The sequence below is a fragment of the Dietzia sp. IBK-p2-15D genome (genome assembly GCF_057773105.1).
Genome location: NZ_JBYMTK010000002.1, coordinates 487,166 through 502,791, shown reverse-complemented (window position 1 = coordinate 502,791; position 15,626 = coordinate 487,166). Strand labels below are relative to the sequence as shown.

Here is a 15,626-nt window from a genome sequence, read left to right as displayed (position 1 = left end):
CGGCGAGACGTTCTTGCCGCCGGCGGTGACGATGAGGTCCTTCTTGCGACCCGTGATGGACAGGTAGCCGTCGGAGTCCAGCTCGCCGATGTCACCGGTGTGGTACCACTCGCCGGTCCAGGAGTCCTCGTTGGCCTGCGGATTCTGCCAGTAGCCCTTGAACAGGGTCTTGGCCTTCGCCAGGACCTCGCCGTCATCGGCGATCTGGATGGTCACACCCGGGATCGGGCGACCGACGGTGCCGATCTTGGCCTTGCCGATCGGGTTGACGGTGAGCACGCCCGAGGACTCGGTGAGTCCGTAGCCCTCGAGGAGGTCGAAGCCCGCACCCCGGTAGAAGTGGCCCAGGCGGGCGCCCAGGGGGCCGCCACCGGAGATGATGCGGTTGCACTCGCCGCCGAGGGCGTCGTGCAGCTTGGAGTAGACGAGCTTGGAGAAGAGCTTCTGCTTGAGCGCCAGGCCGGCGGACGGCTTGCCCCCGCCCTCGATGGCCTTGGAGTAGTCGATGGCGGTCTGCACGGCCGCCTTGAAGATCTTGGCCTTGGCGCCACCGGCGGCCTCGGCCTTGCCCGCGGCGGAGTTGTACACCTTCTCCAGCACGCGCGGCACCGACACGAGGAACGTCGGGTGGATCTCCGCCAGCCGCTCGACGACCTTGGTCGTGTCGGGCTCGTGGGCCACGGCGACGCGCTTGTAGAAGCACGCCACCTCCAGGATGCGGGCCAGGACGTGGGCCAGCGGCAGGAAGATCAGGGTGCGGCTGTTGGGCACGAACGCGTCCTGGAGCTGCTCCTCCACGGCCACCACGACGCCGCCGAACCCGCCGTGCAGGATCTCGCAGCCCTTGGGATTGCCCGTGGTGCCGGAGGTGTAGACGATCGCACAGGGGTCCTCGTGGCCCATCGCCAGCGAGGCCTGCTCGAGCTCCTCGTCGGAGACGGCCGCACCGGCCTCGGTGAGCTGGGCGACGAGATCGTTCTCGATGACGAGGATGTCGCCCTGCCACTCGGTCTCCGCGGTGAGGACCTCGCGCAGCTCGAGGTCCTCGACCACCGCGACGGTCGCCCCGGAGTCCGTGAGGATCCAGTTGCACTGCGCCGACGACGAGGTCTCGTAGATCGGCACGGTCACCGCGCCGACGGACCAGGAGGCCCACGCGATGAGCGACCACTCGTAGCGGGTGTGGCTCATGATCGCGAGGCGGTCGCCCGGCTTGACGCCGCGGGCGATGAGGCCCTTGGCGACGCCCTTGACCTCCTCCAGGTACTGGGCGCAGGTGACCTCTTTCCAGTCGCTACCGACGCGACGCAGCACGGCGACGTCGTTCGGGGCCTCCTCCGCGTTCTTGAACACCAGTCTGGCCAGGTTCGGAACGGGGAAGGGCTTCGAGGCGGGAGGGGTGGCGAACTCGGTCGTCATCGCGATCCTTAGGTCATGTGTGGCCTGTATCACTGCCAAGTGTAGAGGCACGGTCGGCCCCCATGTGGAGCTCGGTGTATTTGGATCCGTTTACGAGGGATCTGTCATGTTGTGTGATGGTCGTTACACTGACGGCATGACGGCAGGGACGCCAGCCGCGGTCAGTGCGCTCGTGGCGCAGTCGCGGGAGCGCAGCAGGGTGCGGGGGATCGATCCGGAACGGTTCGACCCACCGGTGGATCTGCAGGGCGCCGACCTGGCCGCGCACCTCGCGGCCCACCGGATGGCCGCCGTGCTGCCGGTCGTCGAGAAGATCCTCGTCTCCGGGGTCGTGGGCAGCGGGCACCTGGTCGCGGTGGCCGACGCCGACGGCCGTCTCCTGTGGTTGTACGGGGACCGCGGTGTGCGCACGCGCGCGGAGCGGATGGCGTTCGTCCCCGGTGCACTGTGGAGCGACGACGCGGTGGGCGCCAACGCCCCCGGACTGGCGTTGCGCCACGACCTCCCGGTCCGGGTCCGCGGGGAGGAGCACTTCCTCGCCCCCGCCCATTCGTGGAGCTGCTCGGCCGCGCCGGTCCACGACCCGATGACGGGTCGGGTGATCGGGGGCATCGACGTGACCGGGAACGACGCCGCGGCATCGGCCGAGATGTTGGCCCTGGTCAGGGCGACGGCGCTGCTCGCGGAGGCGGAGCTTCGGGTCGCACCGACCGGGGGCGCCCGGCTACTCGGGGCTCTCGGGGCCCCACGGCCCGCGCTGGCCGGGCACGGCCCGCTCACCGGCAGGCACGCGGAGATCCTCGTCCTGCTCTGCGCCTACCCGCAGGGACTGTCCGGCGGGGCGCTCGCCGGACTGCTCGCCGAAGGCAGGCTCGACGAGGTGAGCATCCGCGCGGAGATGTCACGACTGCGCCGGGTCCTCGGCCCGGACACGGTGCACTCCCGGCCGTACCGGCTGGCGCCCGGGGCGGTGGAGACCGACGCTGCGCGGGTGTCCGCACTGCTGGACACCGACGTCGACGCCGCGGTGGCGGCCTATCCCGGCCCGTTGCTGCCCACCTCGGACGCCCCCGGCGTGATCGACCTGCGTGAGGAGCTGCACGCACGGGTCCGCGCCGCCGCGCTGGCCTCGGGGTCGGCGCAGGCCCTGCGGACCTGGGTCGCAGGCCCCGGCCGTGAGGACCCCGACGCGTGGCGGGCCCTCGGGTCGCTTCCCGGACTCTCCCCGGCGGCGACCTCCTCGGCCCGGTCGGTGTACCGGGTGTTGGACGACCGCCTGGGAGCCTGACCGCCCTCGTCGTGGTCGCGACTCTCGCCGTCACCCCTCGCCGTCACCCCCCGCGGCGTGCAACGTGCGTGCAACCCCCGCGCCGATAGTGTCCTGGATCACAGTCGCTGGCCGAGTGGGTCGGCGTCCCCGGTACGCGAAAGGTGCTCACCATGCCCGTCTTCTCCCAGCCCGGTTCCGCCGACGCGGTGATGTCCTACGAGAGCCGCTACGACCACTACATCGGCGGCGAGTGGGTCGCGCCCGTCAAGGGCGAGTACTTCGAGAACGTCACCCCGATCACCGGCCAGGTGTTCTGCGAGGTCGGGCGCGGCACCGCCGAGGACATCGAGGCCGCCCTCGACGCCGCGTGGGCCGCCGCCCCGTCGTGGAACGCGACCTCCGCCGCCGAACGCTCGCTGGTCCTGCTCCGGATCGCCGACCGCATGGAGGAGAACCTCGAGAAGATCGCGCTGGCCGAGTCCTGGGACAACGGCAAGCCGATCCGCGAGTGCCTGGCCGCCGACATCCCGCTGGCGATCGACCACTTCCGCTACTTCGCCGGCTCGATCCGCGCCCAGGAGGGCGGGATCTCCCAGATCGACGAGGACACGGTCGCGTACCACTTCCACGAGCCGCTGGGCGTGGTCGGCCAGATCATCCCGTGGAACTTCCCCGTGCTCATGGCGGTGTGGAAGCTCGCCCCCGCGCTGGCCGCGGGCAACTGCGTGGTGCTCAAGCCCGCCGAGCAGACCCCCGCCTCGATCCTGTTCCTCATGTCCGTCATCGGCGACCTGCTGCCGCCCGGCGTTCTCAACATCGTCAACGGCTTCGGCACCGAGGCCGGCAAGCCCCTGGCCTCCAACCCGCGGATCCGCAAGGTCGCCTTCACCGGCGAGACCACGACCGGGCGGCTGATCATGCAGTACGCCTCCGAGAACCTTATCCCGGTGACCCTCGAGCTGGGCGGCAAGAGCCCCAACATCTTCTTCGAGGACGTCATGGACGCCGACGACGACTTCCGGCAGGCCGCCCTCGAGGGCTTCGCGATGTTCGGCCTCAACCAGGGCGAGGTGTGCACGTGCCCCTCACGCGCGCTGGTGCAGAAGTCGGTCTTCGACGAGTTCACCGAGCTCGCGATCGAGCGCACCAACAAGATCACCCAGGGCAACCCGCTCGACACCGACACCATGCTGGGCGCGCAGGCCTCGGGCGATCAGCTGGAGAAGATCCTGTCCTACATCGACATCGGCAAGCAGGAGGGCGCGGACGTCCTCACCGGCGGCGCGCGCGCCGAGCTCGACGGTGATCTGGCGGGTGGCTACTACGTGCAGCCGACCGTCTTCCGCGGCCACAACAAGATGCGGCTGTTCCAGGAGGAGATCTTCGGGCCGGTGCTGAGCCTGAGTTCGTTCACCGACTTCGACGACGCCATGACCATCGCCAACGACACCCTCTACGGACTCGGGGCCGGCGTGTGGTCGCGCAACGGCACCACCGCCTACCGGGCCGGCCGCACCATCCAGGCCGGCCGCGTGTGGACCAACACCTACCACCAGTACCCGGCGCACGCGGCGTTCGGCGGCTACAAGCAGTCCGGCATCGGCCGGGAGAACCACCGCATGATGCTCGACCACTACCAGCAGACCAAGTGCCTGCTCGTGAGCTACTCGGGCAAGCCGCAGGGCTTCTTCTGATGGACGACGTGTGCGGGCTGCCCTCGGGCGGGAGCGTGCGCATCGCCGCGCGGGCGCTCCCGCCGGAGGGCGCGCCCGCCGACCTGCCGCCGCGTCTCGTGGCGACTGAGCCGGCCGTCGAACTCATCCGCGAGCTCGTCGGCCGGCACGGCCCGGTGATGTTCCACCAGTCCGGCGGGTGCTGCGACGGCTCGGCGCCCATGTGCTACCCCGACGGTGAGTTCCGTGTGGGACAGCGCGACGTGTTGGTGGGGGAGCTGGACCTGGCGCCCGGGGTCCGGGTGTGGATCTCGGGCTCCCAGTTCGAGACGTGGAAACACACGCAGTTGGTGCTGGACGCGATCCCGGGACGCGGCTCGGGGTTCAGCCTCGAGAACCCCACCGGCAAGCGGTTCCTGTCCAGGGCCCGCACGTTCGACACCGCCGAGCTCGCCGCACTCGAGGAGTTCCCACCGAGGCTGGGCTCGGAGCTGGAGGAGTAACCCGATCCGGCGCGGATCAGCGGGGTTTCGGCGGTAGAGTCCGACCATGGACACGGATCGCACGGCCTCCGCTGACCCGCTCGACGCCCCCGTCGGGTTCCTCACTCCCGAGCTGCGGGCTGACCTGCTGAGACGCTGGAACGAACCGCAGCGGCGGTACCACAACGAGACGCACCTGCGGGCCGTGCTCCGGGCCGTGGACGCGCTCGAGGCGGACGGGGAGACCTTCGACGCCACGGCGGTTCGGTTGGCCGCATGGCTGCACGCCGCGGTGTTCGATCCCGCGGGCGCGGAGAACAACGAGAAGTCGGCGGCGCTGGCCGAGGAACTGCTCGACCCGGCCGCGCCCGTCGAGGAGGTCGCGCGCCTCGTCCGCCTCATGGGCGGGCACCGGGTCGAGCCCGGAGACCTCGACGGGGCCGTCCTCTCGGACGCCGACCTGGCCGTGCTGGGCGCCGACCCGGAGACCTACGACACCTACGCCGCAGACGTGCGGCACGAGTTCGCCCACGTCCCGGGCGAGAGGTTCGTCGCCGGGCGGATCGCCGCGCTCGAGGGACTGCTCGAGCGCAGGTCCGTGTTCCTCACCCGCGCGGGTCGCGACATGTGGGAGAAGCAGGCCCACGCCAACCTCAACCGCGAGCTGGGCCTGCTGCGCGCGGGGGCCGCCGGGAGCGACTAGTCCGGTTCGACGCCCGGCGGGGTGATCGCCGCGGTGTGCTCGGCGACGCCGGCGGCGACCATGATCTCGGTGACGGCCCGCGCGTCGTCCGGCCCGGGCAGCCCCCAGCCGTCGCCGTAACCGTAGATCTCGGCGAGCGTGTGCGAGTCCCGGGTGCCGCGGGCGAGTTCGACGTCGGTGGGCCCGATCAGGCCGGGGTGGGGGACGCCGACGGCGCCGGCGACCTTGACGAGCTCGCGGCGCAGCGACCGGATGTAGTTGGAGCAGCGTTCGGCCATCGCGGTGGGCTCCACCCCGCGCACCAGCCACGGGTTCTGGGTGGCGACACCGGTGGGGCAGCCGCCGGTGTGGCACTTCTGCGCCTGGATGCACCCCACCGAGAGCATGGCCTCGCGCGCGACGTTGATCATGTCCACGCCCAGTGCGAGCGCGACCACGGCGTTCTCCGGGATGCCGAGCTTGCCGGCGCCGATGAACACGACGTCGTCGGTGAGTCCCGCCTCGGCGAAGACCGAGTACACGCGCGGGAAGCCGAGGCGGAAGGGCAGGGACACCGCGTCGGTGAACACGAGCGGACCGGCGCCGGTGCCGCCCTCGCCGCCGTCGATCGTGATGAAGTCGACGCCCCGGTCGCGCGGGACCATCGCCGTGGCGAGTTCCTCCCAGAAGGTCATGTCGCCGATGGCCGACTTGATGCCGACGGGCAGGCCGGTGCGGTCGGCGATGTCCTCGACGAGGTCGAGCATCGAGTCGACGTCGCTGAACGCGGTGTGCCGGGACGGGCTCGCGCAGTCCTCGCCCATCGGGATCCCGCGGATCGCGGCGATCTCCTCGCTGATCTTGGCCGCGGGGAGGAGTCCGCCCAGACCGGGTTTGGCGCCCTGGGAGAGCTTGATCTCGATGGCCCGGATCGGGTGCTTCTCGGTGAGCGCGACCAGCTTGTCGATGTCGAACCGACCCCGGTCGTCGCGGACCCCGAAGTAGGCGGTGCCGATCTGGAAGATGAGGTCCGCGCCGTTCTGGTGGTAGGGGCTCAGGCCGCCCTCACCCGTGTTGTGGAGGGCTCCCGAGAGGGCGGCGCCCCGGCCCAGGGCCTCGACCGCGGGCGCGGAGAGGGAGCCGTAGCTCATCGCCGAGATGTTGACCAGGGAGTCCGGCCGGAACGCGCGGGCCCGGCCGCGGGCGGCGCCGAGCACCTTGGCGGGCGGGAGCGGGAGCTGCTGTCCGGAATGCGGGAGCGCGGACAGCGTGACGTCGCTGAAGGTGCGCTGTTTGATGATCGGGTAGCCCTCGAGGAACTCGATGTCGTTGTCCGTACCGAACCCGAACGTGGTCCCCCGGGACTCGGCGGACTCGTAGATCCAGTCGCGCTGATCCCGGGTGAACGGCCGTTCCTCGTCGTTGCTGGCGACGATGTACTGCCGCAGCTCGGGGCCGATGGCGGTCAGCGCCATGCGGGCGTGTCCGAGCACGGGGAACGTCCGCAGGATCGGAAACCTGGTCTGCCGCAGGTCCGTGGCCGCGACCGCGGCCAGGGCGGCCAGGGGCGCGCCGAAGAGCCATCTGCGCATATCGACCTCCAGTCGGGGGCGGGGACGGTTCCATCATGGACCACACCGCCGGGCGGGGCCGCGTGGTTCGATGAGACCACCCCGACCGTGACGGAGGAGTTCTCATGGGCCGCACCCGTGCCGACCGGGACCGACTGTGGGCGGCGATCCACGTGGAACGCGCGGCCCTGGCCGACGAGCTGGGGGCATTGCGCGACGCGGAGTGGCGCACGGGGTCGCTGTGTACCCGGTGGAGCGTGGAGGAGGTTCTCGCCCATCTGACAGCGGTCGCCCGGACGGGCCGGGTCCGGTGGGTCCGCAGCATCGTGGGTGCGGGGTTCGACACCGACCGGCACAACCGGCGGAGGATGCGGGAGCAGCTCCGCGACAGCCCCGCCGGGACGCTGGAGAACTTCGTCGACTCGTCGTCGCTGAGGGTGTCACCGTTCGGGGACCCCGCGGCGTGGCTCGGCGAGACGATCGTGCACGCGGAGGACATCCGCCGGCCCCTCGGCCTGACCCGCGCCTACCCGGTCGATCCCCTGACCGCGGTCGCGCGGTTCTATGCGTCGCAGGACTTCGCGGTGAACAGCGCGAGGCTCGTGAAGGGACTGCGCCTACGGGCGACCGACGGGCCGTTCGAGGCCGGCGCCGGTCCGGAGGTGGAGGGGCCGACGCTGGCGCTGGTGATGGCCATGGCGGGCCGGCCTGCGTACCTCGGCGAGCTGTCCGGCGCGGGCGTGGACGAACTGCGCGGGCGAATCGGCTGACCGCACCACTGTTGACAACGCCGCCTCAGGGCAGGATGCGGGAGACGACCTCGGCGGCGACCTCCTCGAGCAGCGGGCCCGCGTTGGCGATGGAACGGGCCAGGTCGGGTTCCCGTTCGGTGAGTGCGGCCGCCGCCGCGAACCCGGCCTCCGCGACCCGGTCGGCCTCCAGATCCAGGCGGCCACACACCGCGACCACCGGGACGGCGTGGGACCGGCACAGGGCCGCCACCCCCATCGGGGTCTTGCCGTGCATGGTCTGGTCGTCGAGTCGGCCCTCGCCCGTGATCACCAGGTCGGCGGCGGACAGGACATCCTCGAGACCGGTGAGGGTGCCGAGCACCTCGAACCCCGGGTCGAGGGAGGCGCCGAGGAGCTCGCGGGCGATGAAGCCGACCCCGCCGGCGGCGCCGGAGCCGGGCGCATCCGGGTCGACGTCGAGTCCCTGGGCGCGCAGGACCTGCACCAGGCGGGTCAGGCCGGCCTCGAGCTCGTCGAGTTGATCCGGGGTCGCGCCCTTCTGCGGTCCGTAGACGCGGGCCGCGCCCAGCGGACCGAGCAGCGGGTTGTCCACGTCGCAGGCGACGAGGACGCGGGCGGCGCGGACGGCCGGGTCGAGGCCGTCGAGGTCGATCCGGTCGAGGTTGACCAGCGCGCCGCCCCCGTCGGGCAACTCCGTGCCGGAGGAGTCCAGGAAACGCGCACCGAGAGCGGCGAGCATCCCGGCGCCGCCGTCGGTGGACGCGCTGCCGCCGATGCCCAGGTGGATGTTGCCGCGGCCGGATCGCAGTGCGGCCAGCATCACCTCGCCGACGCCGCGACTGGATGCCTCCAGGGGGCGGGAGTCGCCGCCGGGCAGTCGCAGCAGGCCGCAGGCGTCCGCCATCTCCACGAACGCGGTGTCGGGGTCGATGGCGGCGAAGGAGGTCTCGACCGGCTCACCGGTGGGCCCCGATACCGTGACGGGCACGGTGCGGGCGCCGCCGGCGACCATCACCTCGAGGCTGCCGCCCCCGCCGTCGGCGACCGGGCGTTCCAGGACATCGGTGTCGGGGTGCGCCCGACGGGCGCCCTCGGCCGCGTGGTGGCAGGCCTCGACAGCGGTGAGGGAGCCCTTGAAGGCCCCGCAGGCCACGACGATCGTCACACCTGCATCATTCCCCATGAGTGTCGGCGGACACACGACGGCCCGGGATCGTGAGGGGGAGGGTCACGATCCCGGGCCGGGAAGGCGCGTCGTCGACGCGGGGGTTATCAGCCCAGCGAGCCGAAGTTCAGTCCGGCGTTCGCCTCGACCTCGGCGGCGGCGTCGACGGTGGTGCCGTCGCCGTCCTCGGCGCCCGAGCTCAGGCCGGCGAGCGAGCCGCTCAGCGACCCGGTCTCATCGGTGGGGGCCTCGTCGGCGGGCGCCTCGTCGGTGGCCTCGTCGCTCGAGCCCAGCGAACCGCTGGTGGCGGGGGCCTCGGCGGTCGCCTCGTCGGCGGGGGCCTCGTCAGCCGAGCCGAGCGAGCCGAGGTCCAGCGAGCCGCTGTCGGCATCGTCGCCGGTCGCATCCTCGTCGGCGGAGCCGGTGGCCGAGCCGGTATCGGTCTCGGTGTCGTCCTCCGCCGAGCCGGAGGTGCCGTCGATCAGCGCACTGCCGGTGTTCGGCGAGACGCCGAGGCTACCGAGCTCGACGGAGCCCGGGTTGGGGGTCTCGGCATCGAGGTTGAGGTTGAAGGTCAGGCTGCCCAGGTCGAGGTTGAGGTCGGTACCCAGGGCGCCCTCAAGGCTGCCATCCTCGCCCGCCAGGTCCTCGAGGCTGGCGGTGGGGTCGGTGGGGGCCTCGGTCTGCGCGGCGGCCAGGCCGGGGAACGCGATGGCGGCACCGAGTCCGAACGCGCCGACGGCGGCGATCTTCGCGGTGGTGCGGTTGGTGGTCTTCCGGTGAGTGTTCGTCATAGAGCACGTCTCCGATCTACATTGACCCCGATGTCTCTCATCGCGGGCACCCCGGTCGGAAGCGAGGTGCGTCGGCGACCCTACAAGCGGCCTGCGAGAGCGCAAGGGGTCCGAATCGTGAGGGCGCGTTGATGTAACACTCCGGTCACTCGCGTGTCCCCGGGGGGCCGGGCGGGTCCGTCGGAGGCGCCACGGGCTGCGTCGTGCCTGCCTAGGCTGGGTCCATGACCGTGCCCGGAGCATCCGATCCCGCGACGCCGGGCCCGCCGGGCCTCGTGGAGACCCACAGTGCGCTCATCATCCTCTGGGGTGACGAGGCTCACAAAGTGCGCAAGCCACTGGATCTCGGCTTCCTCGACAACACCACCGTCGAGGCGCGGGCGGAGCAGAGCCGCCGCGAGGTCGAGCTCAACAGTCGACTGGCCCCGGACGTCTACACCGGCGTGCTGGAGGTGAGGGGCCCCGACGGCGAGGTGATCGATCACGTGGTGCGGATGCGTCGCCTCCCCGCGCACCGGAGCCTCGCCGCGCTGGTGCGGTCGCGACAGGAGGGCTCGACCGGGGACGGCGATCCGGACATCGTGGCCGGCATCCGCGAGGTGGCCCGGCAGATCGACCACCTCCACGCCGCCAGCCCCCGCTCGGAGGAGATCGACGCCGCGGGCTCCCCCGCCTCGGTGGCGCGGTTGTGGGCGGAGTCGCTCGACCACCTGCGCGGACTCGACGTCGGCAGGGACGCCCCGGAGATCGTCGACGACATCGCGGCCCTGGCGTCGGGCTACCTGCGGGGGCGGGCCCCGCTGCTGCGGTCCCGCGTGGCGGCCGGCCGGGTCGTCGACGGCCACGGGGACCTCCTCGCCGCCGACGTCTACCTCACCGACGACGGACCGCGGGTGATCGACTGCCTCGAGTTCGACGACCGGCTCCGGTTCGGCGACGCGATGCTGGACATCGCGTTCCTGGCGATGGACCTCGACGCCTCGGGGGCCCGGGACCTCGCCGTCGTCCTCCTCGAGGCCTACCGCGACTTCTCCGGCGATGACGCGCCGCCCTCGCTGGTCCACCACTACATCGCCTACCGTGCCCTGGTCCGCTCCAAGGTGACCGCCATCCGCGCCGAGCAGGCCGGCGACGGGGCCGCCGGCGGCGAGGCCCGCCGGGCGCTGGTGTTGGCGGACCGGGCGGTCGACTCGCTGCTGCGGGGCCGTGTCCGTCTGGTGCTGGTGGGCGGGGTGTCCGGGTCCGGTAAGTCCACGCTGGCCGCGCCGCTGGCCGAGGCGCTGTCGGCGGACCTGCTGCGTTCCGACGTGGTCCGCGGGGAGGTCGCCGGCGCCGCCGCCGACCGGTATTCGGACGCGGCGATCGACGCGGTCTACACGGAGATGCTCGCCCGCGCCGCCGGGCTGCTCGCGCAGGGGCGAACCGTGGTGCTGGACGCCACCTGGCTGGAGCCACGGCGCCGCGCGGAGGCCGAGACCGTGGCCGCGGACGCGCACGCCGAGCTGGTGGAGATCGCGTGCACCGCGCCCCGCGACGAGCTGGCGCGGCGGATCACCGCGCGGGCGGCCGCGGGCGCCGACCCGTCCGAGGCCACGGTGGAGGTCCTGGACTCCCAGCTGGTAGCGACGGCGCCGTGGCCGGACGCGATCGAGGTGGACACCGCCGGGCTCGACGTGCGCGACCGCGCCGCCGTGCACCGGTGGGCCGAACGCGAGCTGGGGCCGCTGCCCTGGGCGTGAGCCTCAGCGCTCCTGGTGCATCGGGCCCCCGGTTGAGCCGCGATCCTGGCTCAGTCGCGCGGCGGGCGCGGGATCGAGCCGACGAACTGCATGGACCGATACGGCCACCCGGCGGGCCCGGCGGCCGAGTCGTGGGTGTTCCACTGGCTCACCACGAAGTGCCACTCCTCCGGAGTGGACCCCGGCACCGGGCAGCCGCAGTAGAGCTGGGCGACCCGGGCGGGCCCGGCCCCGGGGTCGGAACCGTCCGACTCGTCGCCCCACGCACTCCCGTGCAGGAGCGTGGTGTGCGTGGTGACCGAGCGGTCGAGCAGGTCGGCCCCGATGTGCGGGAACGTCAGGCAGTCGATGCGGTAGTGCCCGGCATCGAAGTAGGTGAGGGTCCAGAAGTCCTCGCACCGACGCAGGTACATCTCGCCGATCCGACCGGGCAGCACGATGGTCGTGGGATTGCCCCAGCCCCAGGCGCCCTTCCGGAAGCCCCAGGTCTGCCACCTGCGGAGGTCGGGATCCGCGAGGTGCTCCTCACGCACCCGCATGAGGATGACGCCCTTGTCGCGTTGGAACCCGGTGGACAGGACGTAGACGAACCCGTCCTCGCCGAGCTCCCACGTCCACAGTTGGCGATGGCCGCCCTCCAGGAGGGGCGAGAACTCCGCCCCGGTGGGCTCCCAGGTCCGGCCGTCGTCGGTCGACCGGTGGATCCGGGTGCGGGTGACCGTGCCGAGGCCGTCGTTGACCATGACGTGCAGGTACATGGTCTCGCCGATGGTGAGTACGTCGCTCGGGAGGACGGTCGAGCAGCCGCGGCCGTGCACATAGTCGATCAGTTGGGCGGCGTAGTCCCGCGGGCCCGGGCCGGCGGCGTCCGTCCACTCGAGACCCCGGGACGGGTCGGCGGTGTCGGAGAACAACCCGACCGGGGAGCGCCAGTCCGGATTTCCGGGTCCGGGGCGCTCGTCCGTGGTGGGGGCACACTGCTCGATGCCCGGGTGCGGACGCCCCACATGGGGGGCGCCCATCCCGGCGCCGGCGAAGGTGTCGCCGAACACCGCGAGCAGGCGCCCGGACGGGGTCCGGGCGAGGATTCCCAGATCCGTCCCCTCCATCCCGAATGCCGTGGTGATCCCGGGTCCGGTGAGGTCCCGGACCTTGCGGGTGGCCGGCGAGGGGGCCCCGGTGGGCGGAGGCGGATCCGTCATGGGGCCGACGCTACCGCGCAACCGGTCGGGCGGCACCAGACTCGTTGTCAGGTCACAATTCTGGCGAAGCGGACCCCACGTCCCGATCCGCGGGGCGTATGGTCATCGGCGTGACCCACCCCTTCGCACGGGCCGGGCGGGAGCTCGTCCCCGGCCACTGGCTCGGCCCCGCCGCCGTTCTGGCGCTCGGGTGTGCGACGGCGTTGACGCTCATCGGGTTCGGACACGGTGCGCCCCTGGCCGCCGCGGTCCTCGTCGCGGCACTGGTGCTGGCCCTGTGGAACTCTCCGCTCCGGGCCTCCGGCCACGAGCCGCTCCAGGCCGTGCGGTCCGTCGCCGACGCGGGTCGCGCCGTGGTGGTGCTGTGGCGGCCGGGATGCCCCTACTCGTCGGCACTGCGTCGCCGGGCCGCCCGCGAAGGGCTCGAGGTCCACTGGGTCAACATCTGGCGGGACGAGGACGCCTACCAACTGTGCTGCAGGATCAACGGCGGCTCGGAGGAGACCCCCACCGCGATGCTGCTCGACGGGGGACTCGCCGCCCCGGTGGTGATCCCGGCCTCGGTTCCGGGCATCCGTGAGGCCACCGCCGCCCCCGCGCGAGCCGTCATCCCCACGCGGGCTATCACTCCCGCCTCCGTTCGACCCCGCAGCCTCGGCGTCCGCGGCCACTGACCCGGCCGTCCGCCGGCCGGGCAGGACGGCCGCCTCGTCGTCGTCGTCGTTGTCGTCCTTATCGCCCGTACCGCAGTGACCCCCGCACGTCCCCACACTCGGCGCCCACCCCCATGTCGGCGATCCGTCCCTGCGCCCGCAACCCCACCAGGCGCGGCACCACCCGGTCACGCAGGCTCCACGGGTCGATCGTGTTGACGTAGACGCCGGTCGCGCCCTCGAAACCGGCGGGTGTCGAGATGCGCCACTTGAGCACGACCCGCCATGGCATCGCCACACCGCCCAGCCCGGGCGGACGGGTGTGCCACTCCTCGTTGCACGGCACCAGCCGGCCCGTCGCCGCGTGGCAGGCCTGCAGCAGATCCGAGACGCCGCGCAGCTCGGCCGCCGAGTGCTCCCACGGCGCGCTCGCCGCCGACCGCGAGTAGACCACCAGCGCGGGGTAGCGGTGACCCACCCCCACCACCGCGACCGCGTGCTCGTTGGCCGCCACCACCAGCTGCTCGGCCGCGGCGTGGTCGACGCCGAGCCGGTTGTAGAGATGGGGGTCGCCGCCCAGCGCCGCCGCCTCCCGGGCGGTCTTGGCGGGGATCTCGTCGATCGCCACCAGCTGTTTGTGCAGGTGCGCGAACGAGGCTCCCGCGGGCGCGAGCCAGTTCTGGAACACCGACACGTACCGCGCGTGCGGGTTGTCGCGGTACAGGCCCCGCATCGCGCGGACCGTGAAGGCGGTGAACTGTTCGTGCTCGGCGGGGGTCAGGTCGCCCGACGCGGCGTGGCGGTCGCTGGCGGTGGCGCCGTCGGTGAGATGACGGCGCGCGACCACCACGTCGTGACAGCCGCCGAAGAAACTCTCCGAGTGCGCGGCCAGTTCGGCCCTGCCCATGGCGTCCACGGCCGACGGGTCGCCCTGCGCTGCGGCGATGCGGGCGCGGACCAGCGCGCGGACGTGCTCGGCGCCGGACGGGGTCGCCAGGTACGCGGCCTGGTGGGCGGCCGCGCGGGCCGGGATGCGGTAACCGTGCACCGCCTTCCAGTAGTCCAGCGAGACGATCTCGAAGAGATTGCCGAACAGCCGGAACTCCGGGGTCGTGGCATCGAGCTCGTCGGCGGCCACCTCCTCGAGCACCCGCCAGGTGTCGCCGTCGCGGACCACGCGCGCCTTCTCCGGGGTGGTCTCGCGCAGCCGGGTCACACAGAACGGGCAGTGCGCCTCCGCGGCGGACGGGTCCACCGCGGTGACCCGCCCGGGGGAGTGGTCGATGGGCCGGTGCGCCCGGCCGGGCACGGTCCACACCTCGGTGCCGGTGAACGGATTTGTCTGCTTGACCGTGCCGTCGGCCATGCGACGAAGCGGCGGGACCGGGGACGAGAGGGTGTGGGGCGTGGTGATCACGCTTCGAGCCTAGGTGCGAGCAGGTCCTTGACGAGGTCAAATATATGTCGCTCCACCGGTGGTCATGTGATCTAGGTAACAGTATTCTGAGTTTTCAAGATATGTAGGCCAGGTAAGGGGATCGGTGTTGGCGATCCGCTGCAGCCTCCGGCAGAAGCAAGGGCCACCGAGAGAAGGACCGACTATGTCTTCGACACGCGCACGACATCTGCGGGCGGCGGCGCTCACCAGCGCAGCGATGCTCGCCGCCGCCGGTTCGCCGGCGATCGCCACTGCGCAGACCGGATCGCTCAACGGGGAGCTCGGTCTGAACCTCGAACTGCTGCTCGGTTCGGCCGGGTCGGGTGAGGGCGGATCCCTGGACGGGGGCATACCGAGCGGCTCGCTGGATCCCGGCTCGCTCGCGCCGTTGTCCACCGGTTCCGATGCCGGTTCGGATGATCTGTCGGGGCCCGGTTCGCTGGACCCCGGATCCGTGCCGTCGGGGTCGTCCCCGGACACCGGATCGCTCGACCCCGGTTCGCTGGACCCCGGTTCGCTGGACCCAGCCTCGCTGCAGCCGTTGTCCGCGGGGTCCGATGCCGGGTCGGATGACGGGTCCACCGGATCGGATGAGCTGCCGGGCCAGGGCTCGTTGGACCCCGGTTCGCTGGAGCCGTTGTCGTCCGGTTCTGATGCCGGCTCGGACGACGGGTCGTTGGACCCCGGTTCCGCCGAGGGCGGATCGCTTGTGGCCGTGACTCTGCTCCTGGCGCTCGGATCGTCCGGTTCCGAGGGGGGTGATGGCTCGCTCGCGCCGTTGTCGGC

The 15,626-nt window shown here is 72.1% G+C and carries 13 protein-coding genes and 1 pseudogene; 8 read left to right on the top strand and 6 right to left on the bottom strand.

What is annotated here, in order from left to right:
• Positions 1-1,419, bottom strand: a 1,419-nt coding sequence (locus AC3DEV_RS05225; RefSeq protein WP_488371483.1) for an AMP-dependent synthetase/ligase, incomplete at its 3' end; no start/stop codon positions are given.
• A 136-nt stretch (positions 1,420-1,555) separates the two neighbouring features.
• On the opposite strand from AC3DEV_RS05225, the gene AC3DEV_RS05220 reads away from it, so the two are divergent.
• The 4 genes from AC3DEV_RS05220 to AC3DEV_RS05205 all read left to right on the top strand — a co-directional run bounded on the left by AC3DEV_RS05220 (position 1,556) and on the right by AC3DEV_RS05205 (position 5,547).
• On the top strand, positions 1,556-2,707 hold the full coding sequence (locus AC3DEV_RS05220) for a GAF domain-containing protein (RefSeq protein WP_488371482.1): 1,152 nt from the start codon (positions 1,556-1,558) through the stop codon (positions 2,705-2,707).
• A gap of 152 nt (positions 2,708-2,859) precedes the next feature.
• A complete protein-coding gene (exaC, locus tag AC3DEV_RS05215; RefSeq protein WP_206474442.1) occupies positions 2,860-4,383 on the top strand; it encodes an acetaldehyde dehydrogenase ExaC in 1,524 nt (507 codons plus the stop codon).
• The gene (locus AC3DEV_RS05210) at positions 4,383-4,865 is read left to right on the top strand and encodes a DUF779 domain-containing protein (protein WP_194307384.1); all 483 of its coding nucleotides are present in this window, start codon (positions 4,383-4,385) and stop codon (positions 4,863-4,865) included. The genes exaC and AC3DEV_RS05210 overlap by 1 nt, the downstream gene beginning before the upstream one ends.
• A gap of 46 nt (positions 4,866-4,911) precedes the next feature.
• Positions 4,912-5,547, top strand: a complete 636-nt coding sequence (locus AC3DEV_RS05205; protein ID WP_206474441.1) for an HD domain-containing protein — start codon at positions 4,912-4,914, stop codon at positions 5,545-5,547.
• Here AC3DEV_RS05205 and AC3DEV_RS05200 read toward each other — a convergent pair.
• Positions 5,544-7,118, bottom strand: coding sequence for a glutamate synthase-related protein (locus AC3DEV_RS05200; RefSeq protein WP_488371481.1), 1,575 nt, complete (start codon positions 7,116-7,118; stop codon positions 5,544-5,546). The genes AC3DEV_RS05205 and AC3DEV_RS05200 overlap by 4 nt on opposite strands.
• A 104-nt stretch (positions 7,119-7,222) precedes the next feature.
• Between AC3DEV_RS05200 and AC3DEV_RS05195 the strand changes: the two genes are divergently transcribed.
• On the top strand, positions 7,223-7,867 hold the full coding sequence (locus AC3DEV_RS05195; RefSeq protein WP_488371480.1) for a maleylpyruvate isomerase family mycothiol-dependent enzyme: 645 nt from the start codon (positions 7,223-7,225) through the stop codon (positions 7,865-7,867).
• 25 nt (positions 7,868-7,892) lie between these two features.
• Here AC3DEV_RS05195 and AC3DEV_RS05190 read toward each other — a convergent pair whose 3' ends face one another.
• Together AC3DEV_RS05190 and AC3DEV_RS05185 are read right to left on the bottom strand one after the other, a co-directional pair.
• Entirely contained in the window at positions 7,893-9,014 is a 1,122-nt protein-coding gene (locus AC3DEV_RS05190) for a glycerate kinase (protein WP_488371479.1), read from the bottom strand.
• Positions 9,015-9,121: 107 nt separating this feature from the next.
• Positions 9,122-9,808 carry a hypothetical protein gene (locus tag AC3DEV_RS05185; protein ID WP_488371478.1) on the bottom strand — a complete coding sequence of 229 codons (687 nt, stop codon included), beginning with the start codon at positions 9,806-9,808 and terminating at the stop codon, positions 9,122-9,124.
• 224 nt (positions 9,809-10,032) lie between these two features.
• On the opposite strand from AC3DEV_RS05185, the gene AC3DEV_RS05180 reads away from it, so the two are divergent.
• Positions 10,033-11,547 carry a bifunctional aminoglycoside phosphotransferase/ATP-binding protein gene (locus tag AC3DEV_RS05180; protein WP_488371477.1) on the top strand — a complete coding sequence of 505 codons (1,515 nt, stop codon included), beginning with the start codon at positions 10,033-10,035 and terminating at the stop codon, positions 11,545-11,547.
• A 50-nt stretch (positions 11,548-11,597) separates the two neighbouring features.
• On the opposite strand, the gene AC3DEV_RS05175 is transcribed toward AC3DEV_RS05180, so the two are convergent.
• Positions 11,598-12,749 (bottom strand): glycoside hydrolase family 183 protein, encoded by a 1,152-nt coding sequence (locus AC3DEV_RS05175; RefSeq protein ID WP_488371476.1) that lies wholly within the window; start codon positions 12,747-12,749, stop codon positions 11,598-11,600.
• 110 nt (positions 12,750-12,859) lie between these two features.
• Between AC3DEV_RS05175 and AC3DEV_RS05170 the strand changes: the two genes are divergently transcribed.
• Positions 12,860-13,423: a thioredoxin domain-containing protein gene (locus AC3DEV_RS05170; RefSeq protein WP_488371475.1), complete on the top strand. Its 564-nt coding sequence runs from the start codon at positions 12,860-12,862 to the stop codon at positions 13,421-13,423.
• 58 nt (positions 13,424-13,481) lie between these two features.
• Here the strand turns inward: AC3DEV_RS05170 and AC3DEV_RS05165 are convergent, their stop codons facing one another.
• A complete protein-coding gene (locus AC3DEV_RS05165; RefSeq protein WP_488371498.1) occupies positions 13,482-14,768 on the bottom strand; it encodes a DUF4921 family protein in 1,287 nt (428 codons plus the stop codon).
• 235 nt (positions 14,769-15,003) lie between these two features.
• Here AC3DEV_RS05165 and AC3DEV_RS05160 point away from each other — a divergent pair.
• Positions 15,004-15,626 (top strand): annotated as a pseudogene (locus AC3DEV_RS05160) (hypothetical protein); the annotation flags it as partial.

What these genes read in the sequence shown, in the direction of transcription:
- AC3DEV_RS05180 (WP_488371477.1), top strand. Translation starts at nt 10,033, where the DNA reads ATGACCGTGCCCGGAGCATCCGATCCCGCGACGCCGGGCCCGCCGGGC.
- AC3DEV_RS05175 (WP_488371476.1), bottom strand. Translation starts at nt 12,749, where the DNA reads ATGACGGATCCGCCTCCGCCCACCGGGGCCCCCTCGCCGGCCACCCGC.
- exaC (WP_206474442.1), top strand. Translation starts at nt 2,860, where the DNA reads ATGCCCGTCTTCTCCCAGCCCGGTTCCGCCGACGCGGTGATGTCCTAC.
- AC3DEV_RS05185 (WP_488371478.1), bottom strand. Translation starts at nt 9,808, where the DNA reads ATGACGAACACTCACCGGAAGACCACCAACCGCACCACCGCGAAGATC.
- AC3DEV_RS05200 (WP_488371481.1), bottom strand. Translation starts at nt 7,118, where the DNA reads ATGCGCAGATGGCTCTTCGGCGCGCCCCTGGCCGCCCTGGCCGCGGTC.
- AC3DEV_RS05210 (WP_194307384.1), top strand. Translation starts at nt 4,383, where the DNA reads ATGGACGACGTGTGCGGGCTGCCCTCGGGCGGGAGCGTGCGCATCGCC.
- AC3DEV_RS05205 (WP_206474441.1), top strand. Translation starts at nt 4,912, where the DNA reads ATGGACACGGATCGCACGGCCTCCGCTGACCCGCTCGACGCCCCCGTC.
- AC3DEV_RS05195 (WP_488371480.1), top strand. Translation starts at nt 7,223, where the DNA reads ATGGGCCGCACCCGTGCCGACCGGGACCGACTGTGGGCGGCGATCCAC.
- AC3DEV_RS05165 (WP_488371498.1), bottom strand. Translation starts at nt 14,768, where the DNA reads ATGGCCGACGGCACGGTCAAGCAGACAAATCCGTTCACCGGCACCGAG.
- AC3DEV_RS05220 (WP_488371482.1), top strand. Translation starts at nt 1,556, where the DNA reads ATGACGGCAGGGACGCCAGCCGCGGTCAGTGCGCTCGTGGCGCAGTCG.